Consider the following 14,831-nt stretch of genomic DNA (forward strand, 5'->3'; position numbering starts at 1 on the left):
CAATGAACCCCTTCGAAGACATGCGCCTGTTCTGCCAGGTCATGGAATCCGGCAGTTTCACTGCCGCCGCCGAGCAATTGGGCTTGTCCAAGCAATTCGTCAGCCGCCGCCTGATCCAACTGGAAGACCGCCTGGGCGTACGCCTGCTCAACCGCTCCACACGGCGCCTGGACGTCACGCCGCTGGGCCAGAGTTACTACGAGTCGGCCTTGCGCCTGCTCGGTGAGGTGGAGCAAGTGGAGCAAGGCATCGCCGGCCAGAACAGCGAACCCCGCGGCACCATTCGCCTCAGTGCACCCTTGTCGTTCGCCATGGCGCACCTGGGTTGCCTGTTGCCGTTGTTCCTGCGCCAGCATCCGCAGGTCTGCGTTGAAGTCGACCTGAGCGACCGCCCGGTGGACTTGATCGGCGAAGGCTACGACCTGGTGCTGCGCATCGGCACCCTGGAAGACTCCACCCTGATCGCCCGGCGGATCGCCGCTATCGAGCGGGTGTATTGCGCCAGCCCCGACTACCTGGCGCTGCGGGGTACGCCATTGAAACCCGAGGATTTAGCCACGCACGACTGCCTGCCTTACGGCCACGGCCGTCAGGTGCAATGGCGTTTCAAAGGCAAGGTGCAAGCGTTGAGCGTCAGTGGGCGCATGCGCGTCAACAACGGTGACCTGCTGCGCGATACCGCGATAGCCGGTTTGGGCGTTACCTACCTACCGACGTTCATTGTCAGCGAGGCCTTGAAGGATGGGCGTCTGGTCAAGGTACTGGAGGACTTCGCTCCTGAGGCCTTGACCCTGTCGGCGGTGTACCCGCAGCACCGCCAGAGTTCACGCCCGGTGCAAGCGCTGGTGGAGTTCCTGCGCGAACGCCTGGCTAGCGGCTGCTGAACAGTTGGCGGATCAGGTTGGGCGTGCTGCCCGTCCACCGCTTGAACGAGCGCCGAAAATTCGCCGCATCGTTGAAATTCAGGTACGCCGCTACTTGCTCGTTACTCCACCCCTTGGCCTGGTACAGGTGCAACGCCACATGCTTGCGCACCCGGTCGACCTGTTGCTGAAAACCGGTGTCGTGCCGTTGCAACTTGCGCTTTAGCGTGGCCGGGCTCATGGCGAAGGTGTGGGCGGCCTGTTCCAGGCTTGGTGGCTGGCGCACGTGTTCGCGCAGGTAGGCATCGAGGCAGTCCAGAAAACTTGTGGCAAAGCCCAGTTGCTCGATTTGTTCAAGGGCTTGCTGGCGCGCGACCTGGCCCGCCGTGGCCGAAGCACCCGGCCAGGTGTGGGTGAGGTATTCACGGGGGAGGCACATCATGTTCAGAGGGCGTTCGAAGCGCGTGTGTTCGCCCAGATGCACCCAGTATTGCTCGACATACCGAGGTTCGGCGTGGCTGAAGCTGCACACCCACGGCAAGCGCTGGCCGCTGAGCCATTGGCTCATGGCAACCAGTGAAGTCATGCTGGCTTCGAGCAGAAAGCGCCAGTGTTCGCCGGCGCCGCAACTGTCCAACCAATACAGGTAAGCGTGGTGCTCATCCAGCTCCAGTTGCAGCGTGGCCAGCGGGCTGAGCAGCACTTGTTGCTGGATCAGGATATCCAGGGCCTGATGAAGGTTCTGTGCATGCCCCAGCGCATGACTGGCGGCGCCGTAGTAGCCGGGCAGCAGGCGTTGGCCAAACAGGAAACTGCTGTCATCGGCATCCAGCAGTTTGCGGCTGTTGCCGATCAAACCCAGGAACTGCTGCGGGCTCAACCGCGCATTGCCGGCCAGGATGTCTTCGTGGAACAGGCCGGTGCCGCGCAGTAGGCGATGGCTGTCGATGTCCCGGGACAAGCCCAGGTCGATCAACGTGGCGGGTTGATAGTGACCGGGGATGAAGCGGCTGTCGTTTTCATACCAGCTGGTTTTCACGGCCATTTCAGGCACTTTTCGCAAGGGGTTGCTTGGCCCGGGCCAGGCCCATATTCAGCCGTTTGAGCAGCTCGTGGGGTGACTCTTGCAAGGCCATCACCACCGCCGTGGTCGCCGTCAGTTGCAGGCGTTCGCCCTGTTGCCGGCTCTTGTGGGCGAGGCTCTGCACCGCGTGTTGCAACTCCAGCGCCAGGCCCTGGGCCTGGCGCTCGCCGGTGTTGGGCAGCAGCACCACAAAACGATCGCCCGCCAGGCGGCACAACAGGTCCTGGCGGCGCAGGTTGAGCAGCAGCACATGGCTGACCGCCTGTAGCACCGCATCACCCTCGGCATGCCCGTAGGCCTGGTTGATGGTGGCGAAGTTGTCCAGGTCCAGGGCCAACAACGACAGTGGTTGTTGCTGCGCTTGGCTGTCACGCAGGCTGTCGGCGAGTTGGCGCTTGAGGTAGTCGGCACCGGCCAGGGGCGTGAGTTTGTCGAACAGCCGATGCTCGCGAAACAACCGCTCGCGTTTTTCCATCTGTGCGCTGATCGCCAGTTGTTCGTGGTGCCAGTGATAAATGCCAATCGTCAGCAGGATCATGCCCACCGGCATTGGCCCTGACTCCAGCCAGTGATCCCAGGAGATGCTGTCAGGCAGGCGGATGAATTCGTCGAGGCTGTCGATCCACCAGGAAAAAAAGATGCACGACAGCCCCAGCGCCAGGTATTGGGTGACCCGTCCGGCGGGGCGGCTTTTCAATACCAGGCCCAGCCAGATCAGCGCGAGCAGCGCCGAACCGCCTTCGCCGATGATATCCAGCCACACCCATTCGCTGACGCTTTTGAGCTCGCCGCAGGCCAGGTGCAGGATCAGTCCGAGGTTGGCGGCGATCAGGAGCAATGCGAGTTTCCAGCGGTGGGGTTTGAGCACGGAAAACATGGCCACGGGTCCTTGGGCAAATGAGTAATGGGCGCCAGCACAGCAGATGGATGTGACGGTTGGATGACGGGCGGGGAGGGTCGAATCAGCTCATGCCCTTGGCACATTTTTCAGCTGAACATGGAACCCATGTGGGAGCTGGCTTGCCTGCGATAGCGGCCTGACAGTCGACACAGGGTGTCAGACCGAGTACATATCCCTTCCTGCGGTAACGGCCACTTAGGGTTCCGCTCTTACAGCGGGTCACTTTTGGAAAAGAGCCCCAAAAGTAACCAAAAGGGCTCTTGCCCCACCACTCGGCACCTCGCCCAGGCTCGGTGTGCCCGTAATCCGCCAGTGATTTGGGGGGCCGCCGCCACGCGCCATCCATGGCGCGGGGCGGCTAAACCGGCATCCCTGCCGGTTTACCCCCCAAATCCCTGTCGAATTCCGGCCAGCGTGGTTTGACGGGGCGCCTGAGATCAAAAGCAGATCAAGAGCAAGATCAAGATCAAGAGCGGCTCGCTTCGCATCGTGGTTACCTGAGCGGCACATTCGACTTCTCTGTCGATCGAACCGCCGCCTTCGCCGGCAAGCCAGCTCCCACAGGTTGAGTGAGGTCATTTCAGCTCATTTGTACCCTCCAGAAGCCTGTAAACCCCGCTTTGACAGGCTCTTCCCGCAACCCTGTCACAGAACCGTCACGCCCCATCCCTAGCGTGCCCTCCCAGTTGCCGGGCCCCTTGCCTGGCGCCAACGGATTCTTGGGGAGGGTTTCATGTACAAGCGCACCGGGCTCGTCAGCTTTACGCTTACCGCCTTGGCTCTGGCGATAGCCTGCGAGCGGCTCAACGCCGCGGAAGCGGCCACCGAGCATGTCGATGTGGTCGGCCAAGCCGCTGCGATCGACAGCGCCCTCAAGGAGCAGCGCTCTTCCGACAGTATCAAGAGCGTGGTGCATGCCGACGGCGTCGCCCAGTTGCCGGATGAGAACGTTGCCGAGGCGGTGCAGCGCTTGCCGGGCATCAGCGTTGAACGTGACCAGGGCGAAGGCCGCTTTGTCAGCGTGCGCGGCCTGGGCCCGGACCTCAACAGCGTGACCATCAACGGCACCCTGGTGCCATCCCCCGAGAGCGAGCGCCGCGCCGTGGCCCTCGATGTTCTGCCTTCGGAGTTGGTGCAGTCGCTGTCCGTGATCAAGACGCTCACACCGGACATGGACGCCAACTCCCTCGGCGGCACCGTCGATGTGAAAAGCCTTTCGGCGTTCGACCACAAGGGCCTGTTCTATACCGGCAGCACCGAGGCCAGCTACGACAAGAACACGCACCAGACCAGCCCCAAATTCTCCGGCGCCGCCAGTAACCGGTTCAGCCTCGGCGACGGTATCGACAACTTTGGCGTGGCCGCGGCCCTCAGTTGGCAGAAGCGTGATTTCGGCTCGGACAACGTCGAAACCGGCGGCGCCTGGGACTTCAGCAACGGCGCCCGGCTCAACGAATTCGAGCAGCGCGACTACGACATCAGCCGTGAACGCGCGGGTGGTGGCCTTAACTTCGATTACAAGCCCGATGACCTCAGCAGCTACTACCTGCGCACCCTCTACAGTCGCTACAAGGACACCGAAACCCGCAACGCTGCCAGCCTCGAGTTTGCAGACCCGCAAGCGCCCGGCGAATTGGGCGACGCCGAGGGCAAACGCAAGCTCAAGAACCGCGAGGAAACCCAGCAAATCCAGTCCTACGTAGTGGGCGGTGAACGCATGCTCGGCCTGTGGACCTTGAGCGGCCAGGCCGGTTACAGCCGTTCCAGTGAAGACAGCCCGGGGCATATTGCCGGTGCGACCTTCGACGGCGGTGACTTTGCCGACAGCGGCTTCTACGACACGGCCAAGCCGCGCCCGCTCGTTGGTAGCGGTTTCTACGACCCCGCCAATTTCAGCCTGGACAAAGTCGACTGGGAAAAACAGCACACCCAGGACACCGAGAAGAACCTGCGCCTGGACCTGGCCCGCGACTATGACCTCAGCGGTTACGCATCCCAGTTCAAGTTCGGCGGCAAGGTCAGCCGGCGCCACAAGGACAATGACCTGGAGGCCTGGGTCTACAAGGACCTGGATGAACAGGGCTTGAGCGATGAACAACTCAACCTAACGCAGTTCCAGAAGGGCAACGTCGACTACCGCCTCGGCCGCTTTGGCCCAGGTATCAGCGCGGGCAATATCCGTCAGTTGATCGGCGGCCTCAATCGCGATGACTTCTATGACCCGACCGAATCCACTGTCAACGACTTCACCATCCGCGAAGACATCAATGCCGGCTACCTGATGAACACCGTCGATATTGACGACTGGCGCTTCATCGCCGGTATGCGTTACGAGGGTACCGAGTTCGAAGCCAAGGGCACCGGTGCCACGGACGGCCAGTTCAGCGCCACCGAGACCAAGCGCCGTTATCACCACTGGCTGCCGGGCCTGCATGCGCGCTACCAGATTGACAAGAACACCCAAGTGCGCGCCGCCTGGACCAAATCGGTGGTGCGTCCGACCTTTGGCCAACTGGCCCCGGGTTTTGTGATCGACGATGACGAGGCCACGTTCGGCAACCCGGACCTCAAGCCTCTGGAATCGAGCAACCTGGACCTGGGCATCGAGCATTTCATGGGCCGTGCCGGTACCGTGTCGGCCTTCGTGTTCTACAAAGACGTCCAGAACTTCGTCTACAACACCGACGTGGCTGGTACCGGTGCCTGGGCCAACTTCGCCGAGGCGCACACCTTTGCCAACGGCGACAGCGCCAAACTGTATGGCCTGGAACTGGCCTACTCACAGAAGTTCGACTGGCTGCCTGCGCCATGGAACGGCCTGATGATCGGTGCCAACAGCACCTTCAGCCGTTCCAGCGCGGACATCGAGGGCTTCGACAGTGCCAGTGGGCGCAATCGCAAGCGCAACATCAGCCTGCCCAACCAGTCGGACACGGTCGGCAACCTGATGCTCGGCTGGGAAGACGACACCCTCAGCCTGCGCCTGTCGGCCAATTACAAATCGGCCTATTTGTATGAGTTGGCGTCGATCAATGACAAGGCCCATGACCTGCACGTCGACGCGCAAACCTTCGTTGATTTCAGTGCGCGCTACTCACTGACCAAGAACCTGCAGGTCAGCTTCGAGGCACAGAACCTCACCGACGAGTCGTACTTCGTCTACACCGGCCACCGTAGCTACAACGGCCAGTACGAAGAGTACGGCCCCACCTACAAGTTGGGCCTGACCTTCACCCATTTCTAACCCTGGCCCCTGTAGGAGCGAGCTTGCTCGCGAAAAACTTCAACGATGACGCGGGGCGCCTGAATGAATGCGGCGCCTGGGAGTTTTTCGCGAGCAAGCTCGCTCCTACAGGGCATCAGGGCAAGCCCTCCCAAACGGGATCTCCATTGTTTTCGAAGGATTGTCTGTTCATGAGAATTTCCAAGCTGTGCCTGCTGGTCGTACTGGTTAGCAGCGCCAATGCGTTCGCCACTGACCTACCGTTGACCCCGTGGGCACCCAGCCTGAACGCCCAAGCCGTGGCCTTCCTGCCCGGCGGCACCCAGCGCGTGGCCGCCAGTGCCCGCGACGGCCTGCTGCTGCTCGACGATAACGGCGCCGAACTGGCGCGCTTCAAAGGCCGTTTCAGCAGCCTCGACACACGCACTGCCGGCACTCAATCGCTGATCGCCAGCCTCGACAACGACCGCCAGCAGGCCTTGCTGATCGGTCTCGATGGCGCCGGCAAAACCTGGGGTACGCCGCAGTACCTGCCGACCCGCGACTTCGCGGTAAATAGCCTGTGCCTCTATCGCGATTCGGCTGCCAACCTGTTTGTGTTTCTGGTCGGTGAAGAGGGCAAGGGCGAGCAGTGGCTGGTGGGCAATGGTTCGACGCTGTTGGCCCAGGCGCAGCGTGTTCGCAACCTGCCACTGCCGCCATCGGCGCAATACTGCCAAGTGGATGATGCGGCCGAGCGATTGGTGGTGAACGAGCAAAACGTCGGCTGGTGGGCCTACCCGGCGCACCCGGAAGCCGAGGTGAAGCGCACGCCCGTGGCGCTGTTCTACGATCCCCAGCGCGAAGCAGGCGCCATGGCACTGGTGCCGGGCGGGATGCTCGCGTTGGACTCGAAAACCGCGCAATTGCACCTGTTCCAGCAAGTCGGGGAACGTTGGGTTGAGCAACCCAGCCTGGCCTTGCCGGGCCTCAAGGAACCGGAGCAGTTGGTGATACAGGGCCGGCAGGTGCTGGTGCGGGACGACGACAGCGAGCAGCTCTATCAGGGCCGCCTTGACTGGCAAGCCACGCCGGTGCCGGTTGCGCCGATACTTGCGCAAGTCGCCGCACTGCGCCAGACCGAACCCGTGGGTCGCCAAGGCGACGCTGCGGATGACCCGGCCATCTGGGTTCACCCTGAAACGCCGGCCAAAAGTCGCGTGCTGGGGACCAACAAGAAACAGGGCCTGTTGGCCTACGATCTCGACGGCAAGCTGCTGCAGGAGCTGGCAGTGGGGCGCCTGAACAATGTCGACATACGCCCTGGCTTCAAACTCGGTACGCACACCGTCGACCTGGCCGTGGCGAGTAATCGCGACCGCAATAGCCTGAGCCTGTTCAGCATCGACCGCCAGAGCGGCGAGTTGCTTGAAGCCGGTGAGGTCCCCACGCCACTCAAGGACATCTACGGCATCTGCCTGTACCAGCCCGCCAGCGGTGAGCTCTACGCGTTCGCCAATGACAAGGATGGCACCTTCCTGCAATACCGCCTGAGTGCACCGGCTGGCCGTGTGCAGGGCGAGTTGGTGCGTCAGTTCAAGGTCGACAGCCAGCCCGAGGGCTGTGTGGCTGATGACCAGCGTCAACGCTTGTTTATCGGTGAGGAAGATGTCGGCGTGTGGGCGATGGATGCCCGTGCCGACCAACCGGCCACGCTCACTCCGGTGATCAAAGTCGGCCCGCAACTGCACGCAGATGTCGAAGGCCTGGCGCTGTATCAAAGCCCCGCGCGGGATTACCTGGTGATCTCCAGCCAAGGCAATGACAGCTATCTGGTGCTGGACGCCGAGCCGCCATTCGCTGTGCACGGCGCCTTGCGCGTTGGCCTCAATGCGGCCGCAGGCATTGATGGCGCCTCGGAAACCGATGGCCTGGAGGTCACTGCCGTCAACCTCGGTGGGCCATGGAGCCAGGGCATGCTGGTGGTGCAGGACGGGCGCAAGCGCATGCCCGAGCAAGCCCAGAACTTCAAGTTCGTGCCCTGGGCCGAGGTGAGCCGCGCGTTGAAATTACCCTGAGCTGTCATCACGCAGTCATCCGTTTTTAATCGAATAGGAGCTTTACCATGCACGCGACGATGGAACATATGACGATCTGGAGTTTGATCAGCGACGCCAGCCTGTTGGTCAAGGCTGTGATGGTCACTTTGCTGCTGGCTTCCTTGCTCAGCTGGTACCTGATCATTCAGCGCAGCAGTGTACTGCGTGGTCTGGAACGGCAGCTCAACGGCTTCCTGGCGCGCTTTCGCGTCGTGTCGGACCTGCAACCTTTGTATCGCGAAACCGTGCAGGCGGGCGAGGGCGGTGTGGCGCCGATCTTCATTGCCGGCATGCAGGAATACCAACATCTGCACCACCACGATCCGGCAGTGCTCGAGGGTGTGGAGCGCGCCTTGCAGGTAGCGATCACCGAGCAGGAGCTGGAGCTGGAAAAGGGCTTGCAGTTTCTGGCGACGGTGGGGTCGGTCAGCCCCTATATCGGCCTGTTCGGGACCGTGTGGGGCATCATGAATTCGTTCCTCGGCTTGTCGCAGGTGCAACAGGCCACGCTATCGACCGTGGCACCCGGTATTGCAGAAGCCTTGATTGCTACGGCCATTGGCCTGTTTGCGGCGATTCCGGCAGTGATCGCCTATAACCGTTTCGCGGCCCGCAGCCAGACCCTGCTCACACGCTACTACGCTTTCGGCAATGAACTGCAAGTGCACCTGCACCGCACACTGCGCGGTACCTCGAACAACCTGGCCGTGGCCGCCTGAACAAGGAGCAAAGCGATGTTGATCAGGCCGCAACGCAAGCACGGGCCCAAGGCCGAGATGAATGTGGTGCCCTACATCGACGTGATGCTGGTGCTGCTGGTGATCTTCATGGTCACCGCGCCCATGCTCACCCAGGGCGTGAAGATCGAACTACCCAAGGTCGCCGCCGAGGCGCTGGCCACCGATACGCGCCAGCAGATCCTGACGTTGTCGGTGAAGGCGGACGGTGGCTACTACTGGAACCTGGGTGGCGAGCTGGATACGCTCCAGCAGACCGACAGCGCGGTGACCCTGGAAGAAATGAGCGCCAAGGTCATGCAGGTGGTGGCGGCGCGCAGCGATACCCAGGTGTATATCCGTGCTGACGACAATGCAGGTTATGGCCGTGTAGTGGCGGCCATGGCGGTGCTGCAGAAGGGCGGCGTCAGCAATCTTGGGCTCGTCACCGAGGCCCCGCAATGACGGCGATGATCATGCACAGTCCGGCACTGGCCTTGGCGCCCAACGGCGATGGTTTATGGCGTAAAAGCCTGGCAGCGAGTCTGGCCGTGGCGCTGCATGGTGCGGTGGCAGTGGCGTTGATGCTGGGCTGGTCGACGGAGCGACCAGGGGTGGATGCGCCGCGGGTGATGCACACGCAGTTGGTGGTTTTACCCGCTCCGGCGCCGGCGCCTGTGCCGACACCCGAGCCCGTAGCTGCCGCGCTGGCAGAACCTGTTGTCATCCCGGTACCGACCAGGCCGACGGTTGATCCGCAGGTGCAGGCGCAAAAGCTCGAGAAAGCCGCGCTGGCGCGCAAGCGGGTTGAAGAAAAGAAACTCGAGCAACAACAGCAGCGCATGGCGACCGAGCAGCGCAATCGGGCGTTGGAACAGCAACGTCTGAGTCAGGAGCGTGCCGCTTCGGAAAAAGCCCGAGCCGCCGTGCCTGCGCCTACCCCTGCATTCGACAGCCGCCAGTACCAACCCTTGAGCAAGGCCGCCCCCGACTACCCCGAACGCGCCCTGGACAAGAACATCGAAGGCGACTGCTCGGTGGAGTACACCGTCAACACCCAGGGGCACGTGGAAAACCCCAAGGTATTGGAAGGCTGTCACCCGTTGTTCATCAGGCCCTCATTGGCGGCGGCCAATACTTTTCGCTACCAGCCGAGAATCGTCGATGGCAAAGCTGTTGCCGTACCGGCAGTGCGCAACACCTTCCACTACCGCATCAAATGAACTTCTCCAGCCACCTTCCCAAAACCTGTGGGAGCTGGCTTGCCGGCGATAGCGGTGGCTCAGTTGAATATTCAGTGGCTGGCCCCCCCTTTGCGGGCAAGCCGTCAGACATTCGCGAGGTTACTTAACTCAAGGCCCGCCACATACCGTTCCAGATTAGCCAGGAACGTATCCGCAATTTCCTCCTTGCTGCGGGTCGAAATAGCCGAAGTATGCGGCGACAGCCGTACCCTCGGATGGCTGTACAGCGGATGCCCATCGGGCAGTGGCTCTGGCTCGGTGACGTCGAGGGAAGCCAGGCCGATCTGGTTGTTATCCAACGCGTGCAACAGCGCTTGCTGATCGAGCAGGCCACCGCGGGCGATATTGATCAGGTGCAGCCCCGGCTTTGCGCTGGCCAGTACATTACGATCGATGATATGCCGCGTTGCTTCGGTCAGGGGGGCCGCCACCACCAGGTGATCGGCGCGGGCAAACAGGTCGTGGATGTCCTTGGCCGCTTCCACGCCATCGAGGCCGAACGGGGTTGTGCTTTGACGCAGCGCCACCACCTTGAGCCCCAGTGCCAGAGCCTTTTGCGCCAGGCTTGTGCCAATCGCGCCAAAGCCCAAAAGGCCCAGCGTGGTGCCCTTGAGCGGGCGCAGCGCGGTGAACTGCCACTGGGCATCCTTTACCCAGATGTCCGGCAAATGCTTGGCCGCGGCAAAGATCGCCGCCAGGGCGAACTCGGCCAGGTTATCGGCGGCGCTGCCACGGGAAGTGGTCACGGGTGGGCCGTTGAATAGCCACTGGGGGTAGAAGTCGATACCCGACGACACCAGGTGCACCCACTGTGCGCCGTAGGGCCAGCCCGGTGGCGGGGTGTCGGGGGCGGTGTAGCCCCGCACATTGATCGGGCGCAGCAGCAGGATATTGGCGTGGGCCGGCAAGTCACTGGGCACACCGACCGGCACGCCGATTACCTGGGCTTCGGGGTGCAGTGGGGCAAGGCGCTCCCGGATCACCTGGTTGTAATCTTCGTCCAGTTGGCTGGCAATAATCACCTGGCTCATGTGCGTTCCTTTTGGCGCTGGTTGAACACAGCTTTGCCGACGCCTTGCAGCACGGCGTCATTTTGCGGAGTGTGGATGCGGCTGCACAGCACATCGCGGTAATGCCGTTGCAGTGGGCTGTGCCGTGATAGGCCAGGGTTGCCCGAGGCTTCGATGGCCAGCTCGACCGCACGGATCGCATTGCCGGTCACCAGGTACTTCACTTGTGCGGCATTGGCCGTCGGCGTGTGCCCTGCGGCAGCAGCATCGAGCAGGCTACGGTTGGCGAACAGCAAAGTGTCGATATGGCCGACGGTCTCCTGAAAACGCGGCAGGGTGGACAGTGCCGCGCCGAGATTCGACGGCTTGCGCTCCTCCAGCCAGTCCACCAGCCAGTCTCGTGCCGCCTGGGCCACGGCGTCGTACACCGAGGACAACAACACCGACATCCAGAGGAATCCTTCGCCATCCAGCTCCGCTTGCGGGGCGCTCCAGGGGCTGACGCTGACCGCATGGTCCAGGGGCACCCATACGTTGTCCAACACCACCTCATGGCTGCAGGTGGCGCGCATGCCCAAGTGGTCCCAGGTGTCGATGATGCTGACGCCGGGGCTGGCCTTGGGCTCCAGCCAGGCGCCTACCAGCGGGTCGGCCTCATCGCTGCGCGCCCACACGCTGAACCAGCTCAGGCCATGGCTGCCGGTGGAGTAGAGCTTGCGCCCACTGATACGCCAGCCGTCGGCGGTGCGCACGGCGGTGGTGGCCGGCAAACCGCCACGGGCTGGGGTGCCAAGGTCAGGTTCGACACGCAGGGCATTGATCAGCGCGCCGTTCTGCGCTGCCTCCTGCGCGACCTGCACGCGCAGGTGTGCGGGCCAGCTCTGGTTGTCTTGCAGGCGGGCGTGTTGCAGGTATTGCATCACCAGGATCAATGCCGTGGACGGTTCGCCCTTGGCGATGGCGCTGATGACCTTGCGCGCCTGGGACAGGCTGGCGCCACCGCCGCCGAGTTTTTTCGGCACGGTCAGGGCGATGAGTTGGTGTTGGTGCAGGAGCTTGAAATTAGCGTAGGGGAAGGCGCCGCTTTCGTCATAGAGGGGCGCCGTACTTGCCAGCTCGGCGCTGAGATGATCAAGCAGGGCGTCGAAATCGACGGCTTCCACAGCCTTGAGAGACGGTTGAGTCATAAGTCTGTACTCGGTCAAAAATGTGGGAGGGTGGCAAGCCCTGACCCCCTTGTAGGAGCGAGCTTGCTCGCGAAAAACTCACAGGCGCCGCGTTTATTCAGGAAGTACGCGTTATCGTGGGCGTTCTTCGCGAGCAAGCTCGCTCCTACAGGGGGTAGCATTCAGGCCAGGGCTTGTTCGGTGGCTTCGATCACGCTGTAGCGGTTCGCTGGCACTTCCAGGCCGAGGTTGTCCCGTAGGGTGTGGCCGCTGTACTCGGTACGGAACCACCCTCGCTGTTGAAGCACAGGCACCACCAACTCAGTGAAATACTGCAGGCCATCCGGCAGTACCGAGTTGATGATGAAACCATCGCTGGCGCCGCTCTCGAACCAGGTCTGAATGGCATCCGCGACCTGTTCCGGGGTGCCGACAAAGTCGCGCTGGGGCCGTGAGAAACGCAGGGCCACTTCGCGCAGGGTCAGGCCTTCGTCACGGGCCAGTTGCTTGATACGTTCGGAGCCACCTTTCTGGCTGTTGGCGCCCAGGTCGCCCAGTTCAGGGAAGGGCGCATCCAGCGGGTACTGGCTGAAATCATGGTCGTTGAACGGTCGGCCGAGGGCGACGATGGCGTCTTCCACAGTGACCAGCGCCACGGCTTGCTGGTAGCGGCTTTCCACTTCGGCGGCATCGCGCCCGACAATCGGGCGGATGCCCGGCAGGATCGACAGGCTGTCCGGGTCGCGGCCAAAGCCCTTGGCGCGGCGTTTCAAATCGGCGCTGTAGGCCTTGCCCTCGTCGATAGTTTCCACATGCACGAAAATCGCATCAGCGTTTTCAGCCGCAAAGTTACGCCCGTCCTCCGAAGTGCCCGCCTGGAAAATCGCCGGTTGGCCCTGGCGCGAGCGCGCGATGTTCAGCGGCCCTTTGACCGAGAAGAATTCGCCCTTGTGGTTAAGCGCATGCAACTTGCCTGGGGTGAAGAATTCGCCGCTGTGTTTGTTATAGGCAAAGGCGTCGTCCTCCCAGGAATCCCACAGACCCTTGACCACATTCAGGTGTTCCTTGGCGATGCGGTAGCGCACGGCGTGGGGCGGATGCTCGGCCTTGCCGAAGTTATCGGCGGTGCCACTCAGCCACGAGGTGACGACGTTCCAGCCGGCGCGGCCGCCGCTGATGTGGTCCAGGGAGGCGAACTGGCGTGCTACCTGGTAAGGCTCGGTGTAACTGACGGTCACGGTGGCGACCAGGCCGATGTGAGTGGTCAGCGCGGCCAGGGCCGAGAGGATCGTCAGCGGCTCGAAACGGTTGAGGTAATGGGGGCTGGACTTGGGGTGGATATGCAGGCTGTCGGCGATGAACACGAAGTCGAACCGGGCGGCTTCGGCCAGTTCGGTCTGCTGCTTGTAGAAGCCGAAATTCGTGCTGGCGTCGGGTTGTGCCTGCGGGTGGCGCCATTCGCCCCAACCGTGGCCGACACCGTGCACCATGGCACCGAGTTTCAATTGACGTGGCTTGCTCATGTTCTGCTCCTTAGCGCGAGGCTTGTTCGAGGGGGATACGCTTGGCGTTGAAGCTGGAATCGAAGCCCTGGGAGACGTCGATGTGTTTGCTCAGCAGGCCTTCTTTTACATAGGTGTCGGCGGTGGTTTGCAGGCCATGGATCACCGTATCGTCAATCGTGACCGGGGAAAGATGGGTGTCCTGGGCCACTTCGATATGCACGGCCAGTGGCAGGCCAGTGATCTTGGCTTGGGCAGCGGCGTATTGCTCGGGATGGGTATTGGCCCAGGCGTAGGCGCGATCAATGCGGGCGACAAAGTCGTCCAGTTGCACGCGCTTGTCGGCAATGGCCTGGCCGGTGGCGGCGAAGTACAGGTGATTGCTCAGCAGGTGCTTGCCGCTGACCAACACACGAGCATTGCTTTGTGAGGTGACCACGGTGGTGTAAGGGTCCCATGTCGCCCAGGCATCGGCGGTGCCGTTGTCGAGTACCAGCCGGGACTCGGCGGGCAGCAGGAAGATGAACTGCACATCCTGGGTGGTCAGCCCGGCATCGTTCAGGGCCTTGATCGCCAGGTAATGCCCGATGGAGCCGCGCCCGGTGACGATCTTCTTGCCCTTGAGGTCGGCCGCGGTCTTGATCGGCGAATCCTTGGGCACCAGCAGCGCCGTGGTGTTACGGCCTTCGGCATGGATGATGCTGATCACCTTGATCGAGGCACCGGCGCCGAGGGCGAACACATAAGGGGCATCACCCAGGGCGCCGACATCCACAGCGCCGGCGTTCAGCGCTTCGCCCAGGGGCGAGGCCGAGGGGAATTCCGACCATTTGATCTCGTAGGGCACGTTCTGGCTTTCGCCCGAGGCTTCCAGCAGTGCCTTGATCGTGGATTTCTGGTTGGCCACGCGCAGCGGTTGCAGGTCGCCAGCCTGGACGGTAAAAAGCACGCCGAAGGCCAGGGCGGCGCCCCACAGCAGGCGTTTGAATGGGAGGGCATACAGCATGGGAAAAACTCCAGGCGTTGGGTAAAGGGAGATACCTC

The 14,831-nt window shown here is 62.4% G+C and carries 12 protein-coding genes; 6 read left to right on the forward strand and 6 right to left on the reverse strand.

What is annotated here, in order from left to right:
* Positions 1-2 precede the first annotated feature (2 nt).
* On the forward strand, positions 3-884 hold the full coding sequence (locus JFT58_RS18880) for a LysR family transcriptional regulator (RefSeq protein ID WP_054898661.1): 882 nt from the start codon (positions 3-5) through the stop codon (positions 882-884).
* On the opposite strand, the gene JFT58_RS18885 is transcribed toward JFT58_RS18880, so the two are convergent.
* Positions 871-1,908 carry an AraC family transcriptional regulator gene (locus JFT58_RS18885; protein WP_034127395.1) on the reverse strand — a complete coding sequence of 346 codons (1,038 nt, stop codon included), beginning with the start codon at positions 1,906-1,908 and terminating at the stop codon, positions 871-873. The two genes, JFT58_RS18880 and JFT58_RS18885, sit on opposite strands and share 14 nt — an antisense overlap.
* 1 nt (position 1,909) lies before the next feature.
* Positions 1,910-2,824 (reverse strand): GGDEF domain-containing protein, encoded by a 915-nt coding sequence (locus tag JFT58_RS18890; protein ID WP_054898662.1) that lies wholly within the window; start codon positions 2,822-2,824, stop codon positions 1,910-1,912.
* Positions 2,825-3,581: 757 nt separating this feature from the next.
* Between JFT58_RS18890 and JFT58_RS18895 the strand changes: the two genes are divergently transcribed.
* The 5 genes from JFT58_RS18895 to JFT58_RS18915 all read left to right on the forward strand — a co-directional run bounded on the left by JFT58_RS18895 (position 3,582) and on the right by JFT58_RS18915 (position 10,088).
* The gene (locus tag JFT58_RS18895) at positions 3,582-6,092 is read left to right on the forward strand and encodes a TonB-dependent receptor (protein ID WP_054898663.1); all 2,511 of its coding nucleotides are present in this window, start codon (positions 3,582-3,584) and stop codon (positions 6,090-6,092) included.
* Positions 6,093-6,262: 170 nt separating this feature from the next.
* Entirely contained in the window at positions 6,263-8,128 is a 1,866-nt protein-coding gene (locus JFT58_RS18900; protein ID WP_054898664.1) for a phytase, read from the forward strand.
* 47 nt (positions 8,129-8,175) lie between these two features.
* On the forward strand, positions 8,176-8,868 hold the full coding sequence (gene tolQ / locus JFT58_RS18905; RefSeq protein ID WP_054898665.1) for a protein TolQ: 693 nt from the start codon (positions 8,176-8,178) through the stop codon (positions 8,866-8,868).
* Positions 8,869-8,883: 15 nt separating this feature from the next.
* On the forward strand, positions 8,884-9,330 hold the full coding sequence (tolR, locus tag JFT58_RS18910) for a protein TolR (protein WP_054898666.1): 447 nt from the start codon (positions 8,884-8,886) through the stop codon (positions 9,328-9,330).
* Positions 9,327-10,088, forward strand: a complete 762-nt coding sequence (locus JFT58_RS18915) for an energy transducer TonB (RefSeq protein WP_054898667.1) — start codon at positions 9,327-9,329, stop codon at positions 10,086-10,088. The genes tolR and JFT58_RS18915 overlap by 4 nt, the downstream gene beginning before the upstream one ends.
* 104 nt (positions 10,089-10,192) lie before the next feature.
* Here JFT58_RS18915 and JFT58_RS18920 read toward each other — a convergent pair whose 3' ends face one another.
* The 4 genes from JFT58_RS18920 to JFT58_RS18935 all read right to left on the reverse strand — a co-directional run bounded on the left by JFT58_RS18920 (position 10,193) and on the right by JFT58_RS18935 (position 14,793).
* A complete protein-coding gene (locus JFT58_RS18920; protein ID WP_054898668.1) occupies positions 10,193-11,140 on the reverse strand; it encodes a D-isomer specific 2-hydroxyacid dehydrogenase family protein in 948 nt (315 codons plus the stop codon).
* Positions 11,137-12,306: an acyl-CoA dehydrogenase family protein gene (locus tag JFT58_RS18925; RefSeq protein WP_198834492.1), complete on the reverse strand. Its 1,170-nt coding sequence runs from the start codon at positions 12,304-12,306 to the stop codon at positions 11,137-11,139. Before JFT58_RS18925 ends, JFT58_RS18920 begins: the two co-directional genes overlap by 4 nt.
* Positions 12,307-12,467: 161 nt before the next feature.
* A complete protein-coding gene (locus JFT58_RS18930; protein WP_054898670.1) occupies positions 12,468-13,808 on the reverse strand; it encodes an LLM class flavin-dependent oxidoreductase in 1,341 nt (446 codons plus the stop codon).
* Positions 13,809-13,818: 10 nt separating this feature from the next.
* Entirely contained in the window at positions 13,819-14,793 is a 975-nt protein-coding gene (locus JFT58_RS18935) for an ABC transporter substrate-binding protein (protein ID WP_054898671.1), read from the reverse strand.
* Between the last annotated feature and the right edge of the window lie 38 nt (positions 14,794-14,831).

The organism is Pseudomonas sp. MF6767 (assembly GCF_016405475.1).
GTDB classification, from domain to species: domain Bacteria; phylum Pseudomonadota; class Gammaproteobacteria; order Pseudomonadales; family Pseudomonadaceae; genus Aquipseudomonas; species Aquipseudomonas paracarnis.

What these genes read in the sequence shown, in the direction of transcription:
- JFT58_RS18885 (WP_034127395.1), bottom strand. Translation starts at nt 1,908, where the DNA reads ATGGCCGTGAAAACCAGCTGGTATGAAAACGACAGCCGCTTCATCCCC.
- JFT58_RS18890 (WP_054898662.1), bottom strand. Translation starts at nt 2,824, where the DNA reads ATGTTTTCCGTGCTCAAACCCCACCGCTGGAAACTCGCATTGCTCCTG.
- JFT58_RS18895 (WP_054898663.1), top strand. Translation starts at nt 3,582, where the DNA reads ATGTACAAGCGCACCGGGCTCGTCAGCTTTACGCTTACCGCCTTGGCT.
- tolQ (WP_054898665.1), top strand. Translation starts at nt 8,176, where the DNA reads ATGCACGCGACGATGGAACATATGACGATCTGGAGTTTGATCAGCGAC.
- JFT58_RS18935 (WP_054898671.1), bottom strand. Translation starts at nt 14,793, where the DNA reads ATGCTGTATGCCCTCCCATTCAAACGCCTGCTGTGGGGCGCCGCCCTG.
- tolR (WP_054898666.1), top strand. Translation starts at nt 8,884, where the DNA reads ATGTTGATCAGGCCGCAACGCAAGCACGGGCCCAAGGCCGAGATGAAT.
- JFT58_RS18925 (WP_198834492.1), bottom strand. Translation starts at nt 12,306, where the DNA reads ATGACTCAACCGTCTCTCAAGGCTGTGGAAGCCGTCGATTTCGACGCC.
- JFT58_RS18880 (WP_054898661.1), top strand. Translation starts at nt 3, where the DNA reads ATGAACCCCTTCGAAGACATGCGCCTGTTCTGCCAGGTCATGGAATCC.
- JFT58_RS18915 (WP_054898667.1), top strand. Translation starts at nt 9,327, where the DNA reads ATGACGGCGATGATCATGCACAGTCCGGCACTGGCCTTGGCGCCCAAC.
- JFT58_RS18930 (WP_054898670.1), bottom strand. Translation starts at nt 13,808, where the DNA reads ATGAGCAAGCCACGTCAATTGAAACTCGGTGCCATGGTGCACGGTGTC.
- JFT58_RS18900 (WP_054898664.1), top strand. Translation starts at nt 6,263, where the DNA reads ATGAGAATTTCCAAGCTGTGCCTGCTGGTCGTACTGGTTAGCAGCGCC.
- JFT58_RS18920 (WP_054898668.1), bottom strand. Translation starts at nt 11,140, where the DNA reads ATGAGCCAGGTGATTATTGCCAGCCAACTGGACGAAGATTACAACCAG.